The sequence below is a fragment of the Roseibium aggregatum IAM 12614 genome, assembly GCF_000168975.1.
In the GTDB taxonomy this organism is placed as follows: Bacteria; Pseudomonadota; Alphaproteobacteria; order Rhizobiales; family Stappiaceae; genus Roseibium; species Roseibium aggregatum.
Genome location: NZ_AAUW01000023.1, coordinates 107,726 through 122,769, shown reverse-complemented (window position 1 = coordinate 122,769; position 15,044 = coordinate 107,726). Strand labels below are relative to the sequence as shown.

At 60.7% G+C, this 15,044-nt stretch carries 11 protein-coding genes and 1 pseudogene; 4 read left to right on the top strand and 8 right to left on the bottom strand.

Annotated elements, in window-relative coordinates; translation table 11 throughout:
- Window positions 1–50: 50 nt before the first annotated feature.
- On the top strand, window positions 51–770 hold the full coding sequence (locus SIAM614_RS25790; RefSeq protein WP_229598015.1) for a transposase: 720 nt from the start codon (window positions 51–53) through the stop codon (window positions 768–770).
- Window positions 771–864: 94 nt separating this feature from the next.
- On the opposite strand, the gene SIAM614_RS25785 is transcribed toward SIAM614_RS25790, so the two are convergent.
- Window positions 865–1,347 carry a hypothetical protein gene (locus SIAM614_RS25785; protein ID WP_006939096.1) on the bottom strand — a complete coding sequence of 161 codons (483 nt, stop codon included), beginning with the start codon at window positions 1,345–1,347 and terminating at the stop codon, window positions 865–867.
- 135 nt (window positions 1,348–1,482) lie between these two features.
- Between SIAM614_RS25785 and SIAM614_RS25780 the strand changes: the two genes are divergently transcribed.
- A complete protein-coding gene (locus SIAM614_RS25780) occupies window positions 1,483–1,992 on the top strand; it encodes an MmcB family DNA repair protein (protein WP_050789496.1) in 510 nt (169 codons plus the stop codon).
- Between the two features lie 21 nt (window positions 1,993–2,013).
- Here the strand turns inward: SIAM614_RS25780 and SIAM614_RS25775 are convergent.
- Window positions 2,014–3,321: pseudogene (locus SIAM614_RS25775) on the bottom strand (IS701 family transposase).
- A 364-nt stretch (window positions 3,322–3,685) separates the two neighbouring features.
- Here SIAM614_RS25775 and SIAM614_RS25770 point away from each other — a divergent pair.
- Entirely contained in the window at window positions 3,686–6,169 is a 2,484-nt protein-coding gene (locus tag SIAM614_RS25770; RefSeq protein WP_198137409.1) for an autotransporter outer membrane beta-barrel domain-containing protein, read from the top strand.
- 22 nt (window positions 6,170–6,191) lie between these two features.
- Here SIAM614_RS25770 and SIAM614_RS25765 read toward each other — a convergent pair whose 3' ends face one another.
- Window positions 6,192–7,370 (bottom strand): MFS transporter, encoded by a 1,179-nt coding sequence (locus SIAM614_RS25765; RefSeq protein ID WP_006939090.1) that lies wholly within the window; start codon window positions 7,368–7,370, stop codon window positions 6,192–6,194.
- Window positions 7,371–7,467: 97 nt separating this feature from the next.
- Here SIAM614_RS25765 and SIAM614_RS25760 point away from each other — a divergent pair, with 97 nt between their 5' ends.
- Window positions 7,468–8,430, top strand: coding sequence for a GlxA family transcriptional regulator (locus tag SIAM614_RS25760; RefSeq protein WP_006939089.1), 963 nt, complete (start codon window positions 7,468–7,470; stop codon window positions 8,428–8,430).
- A 95-nt stretch (window positions 8,431–8,525) separates the two neighbouring features.
- Here the strand turns inward: SIAM614_RS25760 and xylA are convergent, their stop codons facing one another.
- From xylA to xylF, 5 genes are all read right to left on the bottom strand, one after another.
- Window positions 8,526–9,845 (bottom strand): xylose isomerase, encoded by a 1,320-nt coding sequence (gene xylA / locus SIAM614_RS25755; RefSeq protein WP_006939088.1) that lies wholly within the window; start codon window positions 9,843–9,845, stop codon window positions 8,526–8,528.
- A gap of 25 nt (window positions 9,846–9,870) precedes the next feature.
- Entirely contained in the window at window positions 9,871–11,322 is a 1,452-nt protein-coding gene (gene xylB / locus SIAM614_RS25750) for a xylulokinase (RefSeq protein WP_006939087.1), read from the bottom strand.
- Between the two features lie 150 nt (window positions 11,323–11,472).
- On the bottom strand, window positions 11,473–12,240 hold the full coding sequence (locus SIAM614_RS25745; RefSeq protein ID WP_006939086.1) for an ATP-binding cassette domain-containing protein: 768 nt from the start codon (window positions 12,238–12,240) through the stop codon (window positions 11,473–11,475).
- A gap of 24 nt (window positions 12,241–12,264) precedes the next feature.
- On the bottom strand, window positions 12,265–13,554 hold the full coding sequence (locus SIAM614_RS25740; protein ID WP_040441132.1) for a sugar ABC transporter permease: 1,290 nt from the start codon (window positions 13,552–13,554) through the stop codon (window positions 12,265–12,267).
- 137 nt (window positions 13,555–13,691) lie between these two features.
- Entirely contained in the window at window positions 13,692–14,723 is a 1,032-nt protein-coding gene (gene xylF, locus SIAM614_RS25735; protein ID WP_006939084.1) for a D-xylose ABC transporter substrate-binding protein, read from the bottom strand.
- Window positions 14,724–15,044: the final 321 nt, after the last annotated feature.

Here is a 15,044-nt window from a genome sequence, read left to right as displayed (position 1 = left end):
GGCTATGAACGCAAGGCGGTGCAGGCGCTGCAGCAGCAGGGATACCATGTTTGTGTGTCAATCCGGCCCGCCCCCGGGACTTTGCCAAGGCCGGTAGTCGGTTGGCCAAGACCGACCGGCTGGATGCAGCCGTTCTGGCCCACTATGCGCAGGTGTTTGATCCGCCGTCGGCTCCTCGTCCGGGCGACGTCGAGGCGAAGCTTGCGCGCTATGCCTCTGCTCGGGACAGCTTTGTTGCCGAGAAGACCCGGCTGCGCAATCAGCTCGGCCTCAATGACGATGCTGATCTGGAGCGCATGCACCGGGATATACTGGAGACGATAGAGGCCAAGCTTGCGGAATTGGACCGCATGATCCAGAGCTGCATTCGCGAAAAGGCCGAGTTGAGCCAGCGCTATGACCAGCTCAGGGCCGTTCCGGGCATCGGGCCGGTCGCCGCCGTCAGCCTCCTGGCGTTCCTGCCCGAACTGGGGCAGGTCTCGCGGCGGGCCATTGCTGCCCTGGTTGGCGTCGCGCCCTTCGCCAGAGACAGTGGCATGATGCGGGGGCAACGCAGGATCGCCGGCGGCAGGGCCAAGGTGCGCAGGATGCTCTTCATGGCAAGCCTGTCAGCGGCACGCCACAACCCCATCATCAAAACCTTCTACGAACGCCTCATCAAAGGTGGAACAGGCAAGAAACAGGCAATCATCGCCTGCTCCAGGAAACTCCTGACCATCCTCAACGCAATGGTCAGGGACAATAGGGAATGGCAGCCGATGAGCACCTAAAAACATGGTTGCTTCGAGACGGCCTGACGGCCTCCTCAGGATGAGGGTGTCGTACTCAGGGCTCCCGGTTTCCAAACCAGGCAGCAAAAGAGCATCAATTGCTGTTCGACGATTGCAGGATCGGGACGATCTTTTCGCAGAAGCGGAAATGGACGGGCGGTTTTTCGCCTTCCTGGACGATCAGTCCTTCCGCGCCCCTTGGCTGCACCGTGACCAGTTCGATCGCCTCTCCGCCGTCCGTCAGCAGGCAATTGATGGCTGCGCGCTGGGTCATCTTGCCGCTCTTCTCGGCACCATAGACCTGGCAGATGCGGCCCGGGGTTTCCAGAAGGCCGCGGTAAATGGCAAGCGTCGAGCCCGGCGGGCTTCGATCGATCCTCGGTGCCGGGCAGTCCTGCAACTCGCGAACCCAGATGCCTTGTGCGAAATCTGCGAACCGCAGATCCAGTGCGCGGCCCTGCATCAGGGGCGCGGATTTCGGCACCTTGAACATCAGGTCGCCCTTGCCTGCCAGCGCTGGCCCGCAGGCAATTGCCAATGCAATGCCGAAAAAGGCACTTCGTTTGAAACCGTTCAACCGCTCCCCCTCCCAGAGTGACAGGATCTGTCCGGAAAATCCAATGCGCGGAAAGATCGCGCATGTTGGCAGGAAAGGTCAATGAGGCTGGCAGCGAAACTTGCAAAAAACGAACAAATGTGGAACAAAATTCGTATGGAACCCGATTATCAGCCACTTGCGGGGCGGATACAGCTGGAAGACCCGCTCTCGGACGGACGCCAGTCGGAAACCGCGCTGAAGGTCTGGCGCGGTGCAGCGCGTCTTTTGCGGCAGCTCGATTTCGCCTGCCTGCCGGAAGTCACCCTTGCCTCCGCCCGTCGGGCCGATCTTCTGGCGCTTGGGCCGAAACACGAGCTCTGGATTGTCGAGGTCAAATCCTCGATTGCCGATTTCCGGGCCGATACCAAGTGGCCGGACTACCGCCTTCATTGCGACCGTCTTTATTTCGCGACCCATCCGGATGTTCCACTGGAGATCTTTCCCGAAGAAGCCGGGCTGATTGTGTCCGACGGGTATGGAGCGGAGATCCTGCGGAAAGCGCCGGAACACAAATTGGCGGCAGCCACCCGAAAGTCCGTGACGCTGCGCTTCGCCCGCCACGCAGCACACCGGCTGCACAACCTTGCCGACCCAGACGGCGTTCGGTTGTTCCAGAGCTATTAGCACTACTTTGGCAGATTTCTGTCAAAGACACATTTCCCGCAATGTGGGCATGTTCGCGGTGGAGGTTTTTGAATGATTTTCAGGAGTTCCATGCGGACGGCAGGCAGTGTCGGTTGCGGTCCGGAGATTCTTTTTCCCCCCACCCGCCTGCTTGAGGCGGCAGGATTGCAGGAAGGCATAGGCGATCATCGTCATTAATGCGTGCCTGTGAAGCCCGGCCCTGGATCGCCCTTCGAAGTGATCCAGACCGAGTTCCTCTTTGAGCTGCTGGTGTGCCTGTTCGCAAATCCATCGTGCCTTGATGGCACCTGCAAGTTGCTTGAGTGACGCTTCTGCGGGAAGGTTGGACAGGTAGTATTTGCGCTCGCCGGTCGAGCGGTGCTCACCGACGACCCAGACCTCCTCTCCCGGCAGATGCTGGGCACCCATGTCGCGAATGCGTTGAGGTGGATCGTCTGCGATCCGGACGCGCCTGGCTGCAAAGCGTGCCGAGAGCGTTCCCGTGGTCCCGCGCCGCCAACTGACCTTCCTCCATTTTGCTGTCTCCAACATGGCCTGCGCCGTGATCGACTTTGTATCGGGAATGTGCCGCTGGCGCGGGCGGCCTCGCTTGGCGACAGGGAAGATCATCTGCACATCCGCGGGATAAACCTTCTGCTTGAGCGCAATGCCAACGGCCCAGGTCAACCCGCGTGCGCTCAGCCCTTGCCGGAAAGGAGCACTCAAGCCATATCCGGCATCTGCGAGGACGCAACCAAAACGCACACCTGCGGCGCTCACCCGGTCGATTTCCGCAAGGGCGATCTCGGGCTTGGTCCTGTAATCACGAATATCTTCAGGAACTCCGGCGCGATCAAGCCGGGCGATATCGCAAGTCCAGCTCTCCGGCAGGAAGAGCCGTAACCCGACTATGGCGGGGACTTCGTTCGAAGCCAGCGTTACTGACACCAGCGTCTGGCAGTTCGCTCGTTTTCCCAATGCCGAGGCATATTGAGGGGCCACCCCGACCGAGTGGTTCCCCTTTTTGGGCAGTGCAGTGTCATCGATGATCAGCTAGGCATCGTTCCCGCCAAGCTTCCGGTCAGCTTCGCTTAGCAATGCCGCTTCAAGCGGTGCAGGATCCCAGCGGCTGCTCGCAATAAAATGATGCAACTGATCGTAACTGGCTGTGCCTATCCTCTCGGCCATCGGCTGAATGCTCTTGCGGTCTCCCGGACCGATCAAGCCTTCAATGTAGGCCGGGCACATCCGGGCGCGCGTCTTGTGACGAAGCGCCATCATAAACGGCGCTAGCCAACGTTCGAGATCAACCTGCCAATTCCCATACATGACCGACACCTTCTAAAGCCGGTCTCCTATGAATCACCGAAAACTCTTCTGGGGAATCCTCAAAAATCAAAACTCACATAAACCTGCCAAAGTAGTGCTAGGACCTGCGCGTCAAATCCCCTGATCCGGGGATTCCAATCGTTGTGTGGCTGAACAATAAGCTCCGAGGGAGCTTTATCTCATAAGCAAGTCGGCACGGTTTCCCAATCGTCGAAGCCGCTCCGAGAGCATGGTTCCACGAGATGATTTCAGGGGAGCAACCATGCGGCAAGGTCAACCGACAACAACATCAGTTCGTACATCAGTGCCTTCCCACAAGCGCCCAAAGGGAGCGACCAAACGTGCGTTCCAGGCTGCTCCCAAATTGGCATTGCTGGCTTCGACAGCGTTTACCGCCCTTTCGGGACCGGCGCTCGCCGGCCTCTGGATCGACACTGATGTTACCGTTGACGGCATCGACGGCGGGCCATACGGGAAAGCTATTTCAGAAGCAGATTTCGTTTCGGTCGGGGTGAAAGACCCCGCTTCGCTGACAATTTCAAGAGGGGGCACCGTAACCGCTCCCATCGCCAATATTGGTACCAATGAGTACGGCGCGGCAACGATCATCGGCACCGGATCGCGTTGGTATGATTTCGTTATTTCGCGCGTGGGATGGAACGCCGAAGGCGTGCTGACCATCACGGATAGCGGCGTGATGAGCGGAAAGGACATGATTCTCGGCGAAGGGAGCCTTGCGCAGGGTACCGTGAATCTGATCGGTTCCGGCTCAAAACTAGTACTCACCGGCACATTGGCTCTGGGGGACAAAGGCACAGGTACACTCAACCTGTCAGGCGGCGGAACGATTGAAGCCGTCAGCGGCGTCATCGGCAAAGCCTCGAGCGGTTCAGGCACAGCCACTGTTTCCGGTGTGGGCACGAGGTGGACAAGCACCGGCGGCGTGCTTGTTGTCGGCAATAGCGGAGACGGCGTTTTGACGCTGACTGACAGCGCAAACGTCATCGCCAATGATCGCGTCGAAATCGCCAAGGAAAACGGCTCCTCCGGCACGCTCAATATCGGGTCTGCGGCAGGCGGGACCGCAGGCGTCGCCGGTACGCTTCAGACCGGCGCGATCGTCTTCGGCGCGGGTAATGGCCGCATCGTCTTCAACCACACCAACGCGGACTACACCTTTGCGCCCGATATTACCGGCGCAGGTAGCGTTGAAGTCTATTCCGGTACGACAATTCTGACAGGCAAAAGCAGCTATACCGGTGGCACGGATGTGTTCGGCGGCAAGCTGGTCGTCAATGGCTCTACCGGGGCGGTGAATGTTTCCTCCGCTGGATTGCTTGCCGGCTCGGGCACGATCGGGGATACGGTGGTTTCAGGTGTGGTTGCGCCGGGCAATTCCATCGGAACAATGAGTGTTGCCGGCGATCTGGGGCTTGGCGCCGGCTCGGTCTATCAGGTTGAGGTCAATGAGGCCGGCACGCAAGCCGGCATCAACAATGACCTGCTGAAGGTTACGGGCGCTGTAACGATAGACCCGGGCGCAGACCTCGTCGTTTTGGCAGAGCGTTCCGGCGATGACGGCTCCGGCTTTGATTCGATCAATGTCTATACCGTGGTGACTGCCGAAGGCGGTATCACCGGCAGCTTCGGCAGCGTGACCGACAATTTTGTCTTTCTCGACTCCTATCTCGGTTACGACGCCACAAACGTCTATCTGACGCTTCGGCGAAACAATGTCGATTTCGTCGATGAGGCAAGAACGCCAAACCAGAAGGCGACGGCGGAAGGGCTGGACAGCCTGTCGCAGGACACCGCGCTTTATCGGACGATTCTTGGGCTTTACGAAAATGAAGCGCCGGAGATATTCGATGCGCTGTCCGGCGAAATCCATGCATCCGCCAATACCGTTTTGCGGGATGAGCCGAGACAGGTCGAGAGGGTAATCCTCTCCCGGATTGATGCCGCCTTTGCCGCGGGCGCGGCGCAGGAGGCTGCGCCAAACGGCGACGCCTTGGCGACGGGTGGGGTATTGTCGGTCTGGTTCGATGCTCTGGGCGGGTTCGGGAGCTATCGGGGCGATGGCAATGCACACACTGTAGACACTTCCGGCGGTGGAGCACTGTTGGGCGTTGACGCCCGCGTCGGTCAGGACTGGCTGTTCGGCCTTGCCGCAGGTTACATGAATTCCTCGATTGGCGAAAAGGGGTTCACGGCTTCAGCCGATACCGACAGCTACTATATCGGCGGATATGGCAGCACACAGACAGGTCCGTGCAGCCTCAGCTTCGGTGGCTCCTACGGCCATCACGCTATCTCCACCAAGCGCGCGGTTTCCTTTGTTGGGTTGAGCGAACAGCTGAACGCGGATTATGGCGCCCGCACGCTGCAGGCCTTCGCCGAGACAGGTTGGCGGTTCGGAGACGAGGATGGATATCTGCAACCGTTCGCCGCGGCATCCTATGTCAACCTGAAGACCGACGGTTTCTCCGAAACAGGCGGCATGGCAGCGCTGCACGCGGCATCGCAAACACAGGATATGTGGACCACGACGCTTGGGCTTCGCGCCAGCCGCGACATCCTGCTGGGCGAAACGGCGGCACGTCTTTCCGGCCACGCCGGCTGGCAGCATGCCTATGGCGATCTCACCGGAACCTCGGTGATGGCGTTCAATGGCGGCAGCGATTTCAGTATCGCCGGTGTTCCAACAGCCCGCGACGCTGCCCTGCTCGGTGTCGGACTGTCCTTCGCAGTCAGCGACGATGCAAGCCTCTCGCTTGGCTATGACGGACAGCTTGCCGAGGGCGTGAAAGATCATGACTTCAGCATGCGCTTCGACCTTCGCTTCTAGGTGTTCAGTCCCGGCCTTTGTCTCACGCTCCTGCAAGGGATGCCCGGCGCCGGAAGCGAAGCAGCAGGATCAGTGCAAGCAGCGCCAGGACAGGAGCGGACACAGCAGCCAGACCCGTCCAGCCTATCCCCGCAAACAGCATGCCGGAAAGAAGCGAGGCTCCGGAGGATGAAACCGCAAGAAGCGTATCGTTGACACCTTGCACCAGCGGCCTTTCCTCGTCGCTCAAGGCCGCCTGAAGCAAATGCGTTCCCCCGATGAAGCCGAAATTCCAACCCACACCCAACAGGACGAGCGCGCCGTAGAATTCGAGCAGGCCGATGCCGGACCATGCAGTCAGCGCGGAAGCGAACAGGAGAACGAGCCCCAGGACGGCGATCCTGGTTCCGCCGAAGCGGCGGATCAGAAACCCCGTAAAGAAACCGGGCGCGAACATTGCGACCACGTGCCAGCGAATGACATCCGCGGCCTGGCCTTCGGCAAAACCGCAACCGATCATCGCCAAGGGTGTCGGTGTCATCAAAAGAACCATTATCGCCTGTGATAAAGCCGCTAGCCCGATCGCTCCTGCTGCCCTGGGATTGCGGCTCAGGATTCGGACCGCGCTGTCCGCTCGCCTGTGGGCGGTCTTTCGCGGCGATGCTGGCATCTTTAACAACCAGACCGGCAACGCCCCCAGAACTCCCAGCGCGGCGATTGCAAGATATGCGCCTGCCAGCGGTGTTGGCGCCAGAGCATCCTTTGCTTCATTGAACAGTTGCGGCCCCAGCAACGCAGCCACCAGTCCGGAAGCCAGCGTGAAGGAAATCGCCTGAGCGCGATGTTCTGCGGAAACAGCCTCGGACGCGGCAAACCGGAAATAGTTCACGCTGATCAATGCAGCCCCAAGAGCCGCATGCGCCAGGCAGAGCAGGATGAAATTCTGCAGAACAAGCGCCAATGCCGCTACGATACCGCCGAAGCACAGCATAGCCGCGCCAAGCAGGAAACCTGCCCGCCTGCCGAACCGTCCCATGAAGAGAGATACCGGTGTTGCCACGATGATGCCAACCAGCATCTGCGTTGACGGTGGCGCGGTTGCGAGCCACACGTGGGGAGCCAGCCAGCCACCCGCCAGACCGCCCAGAATAATCAGCATCGGCATTGCCGAGCCGAGTACGATATTCGCAAGGAGGATGAGCAGAAAGTTTCTCGTGAGCATGAGGTCGTCCGTACCGGTTACGTGAGGGTGTAGATCCAAGGATCGCTCATGTTTACCGGTTGAACCGCTTGTCTATAATGACATAGTATCGTCAATTATGGACAAACCACCTCGCCAGATCGACATCCTGCTTTTCGACGGCCTGAACATCCTGGATGTGGCAGGTCCCGTGCAGGTTTTCAGTTCCGCAAATGAGGACGGCACCGAACGCTACCGGTTGCGCTTCGTGTCCATGGACGGGATGGGTGTCACCTCTTCCTGCGGGCTCAGACTGCAAGCGGATGTGGTTGCTTCGACAGACGGGGGACGGGACCTCCTGATACCGGGCGGGACCGGTGTCGATCACGCGATGCATGACCGGATGATCCTGGATTTTCTTGCAACATGGCCTTCGGAAATGGAGGACAGACGGGTTATCTCGATCTGCTCCGGTGCGCTGGTCCTGGCCAATGCGGGCCTTTTGAACGGCCGGAAAGCCACGACCCACTGGCGGCGCGCCCGACAGGTGCAGCAGCAATTTCCGCAGGTGCGCTGGTCCACCGACGAGCTGTATCACATCGACGGCAAGGTGATGACTTCCGCCGGCGTGGCCTCGGGCATCGATCTGGCGCTGGAAATCATCAAGAGGGACCATGGCGGAGCCCTGGCTCTTGCCGTTGCCCGCGAGTTGGTCGTCTATCTGAAAAGAGCCGGTGGCCAGACCCAGTTCGCCGACTTGCTTGAAGCGCAGTTTTCCGGCGACCGCGAACTTAGCCGGCTGCTTGACGCCTTGCAGGACAATCCTGGACGCGACTGGACACTGGAGTTGATGGCTGAGGTTGCCGGTCTAACCCCGCGGACCTTGAGCCGGCGGTTTTCGGCAAGCGCGGGACTAACGCCCGTGAAATATCTGGAACGCTACAGGCTCAAGCGGGCAGCGGATGTCCTGTCTGGCGGCGCGCCGGTGGGAAGCGCCATCCGCGTTTCCGGTTTTACCGATTTTCAGCAGATGCAGCGGGCGTTCAAGAGACATCTCAACACCACCGTCGGCGAGTACCGGGAAAAGTTTGCAGACAGCTGAGACCCCGTGGCAGCAAATCGCGGGTCGCCCCTGCCGGGCCTCAGCCGAGGAGGGCATCCGGAGCGCAGCAACAAGCGCCCCGGATGCTGTTCGCGTCAGACGAACAGGTTGACCAGGCTTTCCAGGTATTCCTGCTTCCCGGATTTCGGCTGCGGTTCCAGGTCGGCCTTGTGAACGCGCTCGGCCAGAGCCTCGAGCGAAGAGCCGCCCTTGAGGATGTCGGCGTTTTCCGGTTTCTGCCAGCCGGCGTAGCGGTCGTCGACGAAGCCTTTGAGACGGCCGTCCTCGATCATGGCGGCCGCAGCCTTCAGGCCGCGGGCAATCGCATCGGCGGAGCCGACATGCGCCTGGATCAGATCGACCGGATCGAGCGACTGACGGCGCAGCTTGGCGTCGAAGTTGGTGCCGCCGGTGGTGAAGCCACCTGCCATCAGGATCTCGTAATAGGCGAGCGCCAGTTCCGGCACGTTCATGCCGAAGTGGTCGGTATCCCAGCCGCACTGGTAGTCGTTGCGGTTCATGTCGACCGACCCGAAGATGCCGAGCGAACGGGCCATATGCAGCTCGTGCTCGAACGAGTGACCGGCCAGGATGGCGTGGCCCTGCTCGATGTTCATCTTGACGTCGTTTTCCAGCCCGTAGGCCTTCAGGAAGCCATAGACGGTGGCAACATCGTAGTCATACTGGTGCTTGGACGGTTCCTGCGGCTTCGGCTCGATCAGGATCGTGCCCTTGAAGCCGATCTTGTGCTTGTATTCGACCACCATGTTGAGGAAACGGCCGAACTGGTCCAGCTCCTGTTTGACATTGGTGTTGAGCAGGGTCTCATAACCTTCGCGGCCACCCCAGAGCACATAGTTCTCACCGCCGAGGCGATAGGTGACGTCCATCGCGTTCTTCACCTGTGCGGCGGCATAGGCAAAGACGTCCGGATCCGGGTTGGTGGCAGCCCCCGCCATGAAGCGGCGGTTGGAGAACATGTTGGCCGTGCCCCACAAGAGCTTGATGCCGGTATCGGCCATCTTCTTTTCGAAGATGTCGGCAATCGCGTTGACGTTGGCATTGCTTTCGGCAAGCGTCCGGCCTTCCGGCGCAATGTCGCGGTCGTGGAAGGTGAAGAACGGCATGCCCAGGATCTGGAACATCTCGAAGGCGACATCCGCTTTCAGTTTCGCCTGTTCCATCGGGTCGCCACCGGCAGCCATCCAGGAGCGGTTGAAGGTCTCGCCACCGAACGGGTCGGAACCCGGCCAGCAGAAGCTGTGCCAGTAACACACGGCAAGACGCAGGTGGTCTTCCATACGCTTGCCGAGCACAACTTCGTCCTTGTTGTAGTGTCGGTAGCTCAGCGGCTCGGTGCTGGAAGGACCGGCGTATTGGATCGGCTGCAGATCGCCGAAGAAACCAGTGCTCATATTGTCATCTCCTTGAAAGTGTTTTCTAAAAGCCGGCTTGTTTCAGCGCCGGATACAGCTTGCGCCAGCGCTCGTACCCTTCGGCATATCTTTGTGTGAGGGCCGGAACGGGATCGATGCTGGTCTTGAGAGCGGGTTTTGAGAAGATCCCCTCCGTGGTGCCGAGTGCAGCGGCTTGGCCGAGGCGTGCCGCCCCCAGCGAGCCCCCGAAATCGCCGTCGACCGGAACGTCGACCGGCACATTGAGCAGGCTGGCGATGATCTCCAGCCAGACCGTCGAACGCGATCCGCCGCCGACCGCCAGAACACGCTCGATCCTGGTGCCGGCAACGCTGAGCGCTTCCAGACAGTCCTTGAGCGCAAAGGCGACACCGTCCAGAACCGCGTGACAGAGTTCGGCATCGTCGGTTGCGTGCGAAATGCCGAAGAAACCGGCGCGGATGTCGACATCGTTGTGCGGTGTCCGTTCGCCGCCGAGATAGGGCATGAAGGACACCGGCGAAGGCCCTTCGACCTTGCCGACCAGACCCGTGAGTTCGCCCGGTCTGCGCTTCAGCACCTTTGCCAGCCAGTTGAGACTGTCCGTGGCCGACAGGATAACGCCCATCTGGTGCCATGTGTCCGGCACGGCATGGCAGAAGGCATGCACCGCGCTGTCCACGTTGGGCGAGAAACGATCGTTGGTCACGAACAGCACACCGGAGGTGCCGAGAGAGACGAAGGCCGACCCCGGATCGACCGCGCCGACACCGCAGGCCGAGGCGGCATTGTCGCCGCCACCGCCTGCCACCACCGGCGCGGCATCGAAGCCCCAGCGGCCGCAGAGTTCTGCCTTGAGCGTGCCCGAGCTTTCGGAGCCCTCGACAAGGCGCGGCATGTTCTGACGGGTCAGGCCGGTGGCGGCCAGAAGCGCGTCGCTCCAGTCGCGCCTGGCGACATCCAGCCACAGCGTTCCGGCGGCATCCGACATTTCGCCGACGTATTCGCCGGTCAGCTTGAAGCGGACGTAGTCCTTGGGCAGCAGGACCATTTTAGTCCTGGCGAAGATATCCGGCTCGTTTTCGCGCACCCATTGCAGCTTGGGCGCAGTGAACCCGGGCATGACCCGGTTGCCGCCGAGCGTCAGGAATTTCGGTTCGGCTGCTTCCAGCTCCGAGCACTGCTTGCCCGATCTGCCGTCGTTCCACAGGATGCACGGGCGCAGCGGCGTACCGGCCGCATCCAGAAGCGTGGCGCCGTGCATGTGGCCGGACAGGCCGATGCCGCGCACAGCCGCCATGGCTTTCGGCGCTTCCGCCTTCAGGGCATCAAGAACGGTTTCGCAAGCGCGCCACCAACTGTCGGGATCCTGCTCCGACCACCCCGGATGAGGCCGCTCGACCGTCAGTTCCGCGGTTGCCGATGCGATCAGGGACTGGTCCTCGCCTAGCAGAATGGCTTTGACCGAACTCGTACCGATATCGAGACCGATATACATGAGGTGCGTTCCTCAAAATGAACCAAAAAGAATGCCGATGACCCCTGAACGGGCTTCGGCATGAGGTTCCACACCGTCAGAACAGGGGCCAGGCCATCTGTTCAAACCATGAGGAAGCCCCGCGGGCAAGAGCCCGCGGGTCCGGCCGGTTTATCCGACCACGGTATCGTCCACAAGGGCACCTGGACCCGGGATCGCCCCTTCCGGGCATTTACCCAGGATGATCATGCCGAGCACGTCGTCGTCGGTGACGTCGGTCGTGCGGGCGGTGCCGACAAGCTGACCGTTCTTCATCACCGCGATACGGTCGCAAAGCTGGAAGACGTCGTGAATGTCGTGGCTGATCAGGAAGATGCCGAGACCCTGTTTCTTCAGTTCCTGGATGAGTTCGGCCACCATCTGCGTTTCATGCACGCCAAGCGCGGCGGTCGGTTCGTCCATGATCAGGATCTTGGCATTGAAGTAGACCGCGCGGGCAATGGCCACCGACTGGCGCTGACCGCCCGACAGGGCTTTCACCGGCGCATGGAACTTTTTGAAGTTCGGATTGAGCCGGCCCATGATCTTGCGAGTTTCCGCTTCCATGGCATCGTCGTCGACAAAGCCGAGCGGCGAGGTCAGTTCACGGCCGAGGAACAGGTTGGACGCCGCGTCGAGATTGTCCGCCAGAGCAAGCGTCTGGTAGATTGTCTCGATGTTCTGCGCCCGCGCGTCGCGCGGCGAGTGAATGTGCACTTCCTTGCCGTTGATGCGGATTTCGCCGCTGTCGGCCTTGTAGGCGCCGGAGAGGATCTTGATCAAGGTCGACTTGCCGGCGCCATTGTGGCCAAGCAGGCCCACAACTTCACCCGGGTAAAGATCGACCGAGACATGATCCACGGCCTGCACCCCGCCGAAGGAGATGCACATGTCTTTCATTTCTACGAGAGGCGCGTCCATGTCTCAGTCTCCCGTGCGCTTGCGATAGATGATGTCGACGAGGACGGCGATGACGAGCACCGTGCCGACGACGATGTTCTGCAACGGAGCGTCAACACCGACCATGGCCATGCCCGACTGCAGCGACTGCATGATCAGCGCGCCCAGGATAGCGCCGTAGATCGTGCCGACACCACCGGCAAGCGCCGTGCCGCCGATGACCGCCGCGGCGATGACCCTGAGTTCGTCCAGCGTGCCGATGTCGTTGGTCGAAAAGCCGAGGCGTGCGGCTGCGACAGCCGCAGCGAGCGCGCTGAGGCCGCCCATGATGGCAAACACCTTGACCGTCAGGAAACGAGTGTTGATGCCGGACAGTTCGGCTGCATCCGGATTGCCGCCGGTTGCGAAGATGTAGCGTCCGAGGCGGGTACGGCGGGCAACGATGGTCATGATCACGGTGACCACGATCAGAAGCAGCACCGAATAGGGAATGCCGTAGCCCATGACCAGGCCTTCCGGCATGGTTTCACCGCGGGCCTCGAAAATGCGTTCAAGGCGCGCTGAGGGAATGTCGTAGGCGTTCAGCACCCAGACGAACGCGAGAATGGCTGCAGTCGTGATGACACCCATGGTGACTTCCGCCCAGCCGGGTTTGACCGGGAAGCCGTGCGCGGCCTTGCGGCGACGCGAGGAGACCTGCAGCCAGAGAGCTGCTGCCACCGCCAGAACACCGAAGATCCAGGAGCCCGTTTCGCCCATGGTGCCGCCGATGCCACCGATCATGGTGAAGGTTTCATCGAGCGGGCCGATGGTCTGGCCGGAGGTGATGAACCAGGCAACGTTGCGCCAGACCAGGAGGCCACCGAGCGTTACGATGAAAGCGGGAATGCCGAGGTAACCGATCATCCAGCCCTGGAACGCGCCGATCAGCACACCGACGACCACGCCAACCAGAATGGCAAGGATCCAGATGAACGGATTGCCGAGGCCCAGAAGCGGCGGCAGGACATCGGTCTGGACAACCGCCATGACGGCCGCAACAGTCGCCAGCACGGAGCCGACCGACAGATCGATGTGGCGGGTGACGATGACGAACACCATGCCCGTGGCCATGATGGCGACGGAGACGGTCTGGATCGTGAGGTTGAAGATGTTGCGCGGCGTCAGGAACCGGCCATCCGTGAACACATTGAACACCAGGCACAGAACGATGAACGCCCCGATCATGCCGAGAAGCCGGGTGTCGAGCTGCAATGCGGCAAACAAGTTTCGTGCTGTCGGGCTTTTGGGCCCTGACAGTGCGGTGTCAGACATAGAGGTTACTCCTGCTTGGAGACCATTACGCTTACGCATCGGGTGGCCCATCCCGGGGTGCGGCTTCTTCAGCAGCTGTCCCTGTTATTACGGCCCCGGTTAAGAATAACCGGGGCCGTACATTAAGCGTAGTGTTATTAGTTACAGGGAGCCGGGCCGTTTTCAACGCCCTGGCACAGATCTGCCTTGGAGATCCAGCCTGCATCCACAACAGCGGTCAGGTTGTCCTTGGTAACCGGAAGCGGTGCCAGGAACTTGGCGGTCAGCTCGGTGCCGGACGGAGACGTCCAGGCTGCTGCGCCATCGACGCCGGACAGTTCGGTGCCACCAGCCAGGGTAACGGCGATTTCGCCGGCCGCCTTGCCGAGTTCACGTGCGTCTTTCCAGACGGAAACGGTCTGGGTGCCCTTTGCGACACGGTTCAGAGCGGCATGGTCGCCGTCCTGACCGGACACCGGAATGCCGTCCATGCCCTGCGCGGTCAGAGCGGCAACAACACCGCCTGCCGTGCCGTCGTTGGAGGCAACAACCGCGTCGACCTTGTTGTCGTTTGCGGTCAGAATCTGTTCCATGTTGCGCTGTGCGTTCGCCGGCAGCCAGCCATCGGTGTAGGCTTCGCCAACGATCTTGATGTCACCCGCGTCGATTGCGGACTGCAGGACTTCCTGCTGACCACCGCGGAGGAAGTCCGCGTTCGGGTCGGTCGGCGAGCCCTTGATCATGACGTAGTTGCCCTTCGGCGCGGCTTCCAGAACGGCACGGGCCTGCATGCGACCGACTTCGACGTTGTCGAAGGTCAGGTAGAAGGCGCGCGGATCGTCGATGAGACGGTCGTAACCGACGACCGGAATACCTTCGTCAGCGGCAGCCTGCACAGCCGGGCCGATTGCCTGGGAATCCTGAGCCAGGATGATAAGGGCGTTCGCACCCTGTGCGATCAGCGCCTCAACGTCGGAAAGCTGTTTTGCGGACGAGCTCTGGGCATCGGCGGAAATATACTTCGCGCCGGCAGCTTCCAGTGCGCCCTTGATGGCGGCTTCGTCGGTCTTCCAGCGTTCTTCCTGGAAGTTGGACCAGCTTACGCCGACAACGATGTCTTCTGCATGGGCAAGGTTCAGTGCGGTTGCGGACAGCAGGACGCCCGCCAGCAGAGTGGTGATTTTACGCATTGCGATGTTTCCTCCAGTTGGCACATCCCACGTCGGACGGGTGCGCCTGAAATGCGTCAGTGTCGAAGCGCCTTTTCGAGACGCCTTCAGATAGGACAGCCTTATTGTTATTTTTTTTAGTGTCCGAAAAAAAGTTGCAGGAAAGCGCTGCTCCTGTCAACATGGTTTTGCAAAACACTGTTCCGCGGGGTTTGAAACACCCGGTGAGAAGCAGGAAAACCGGGAGAAACCCGGGACAGAGGAAACACCTTGGGAAGAGCTGAGCGAGCATGACACGCAAGGCGGACCGGGATCAGATCCGGCGGCAAAACAGAAGTATTG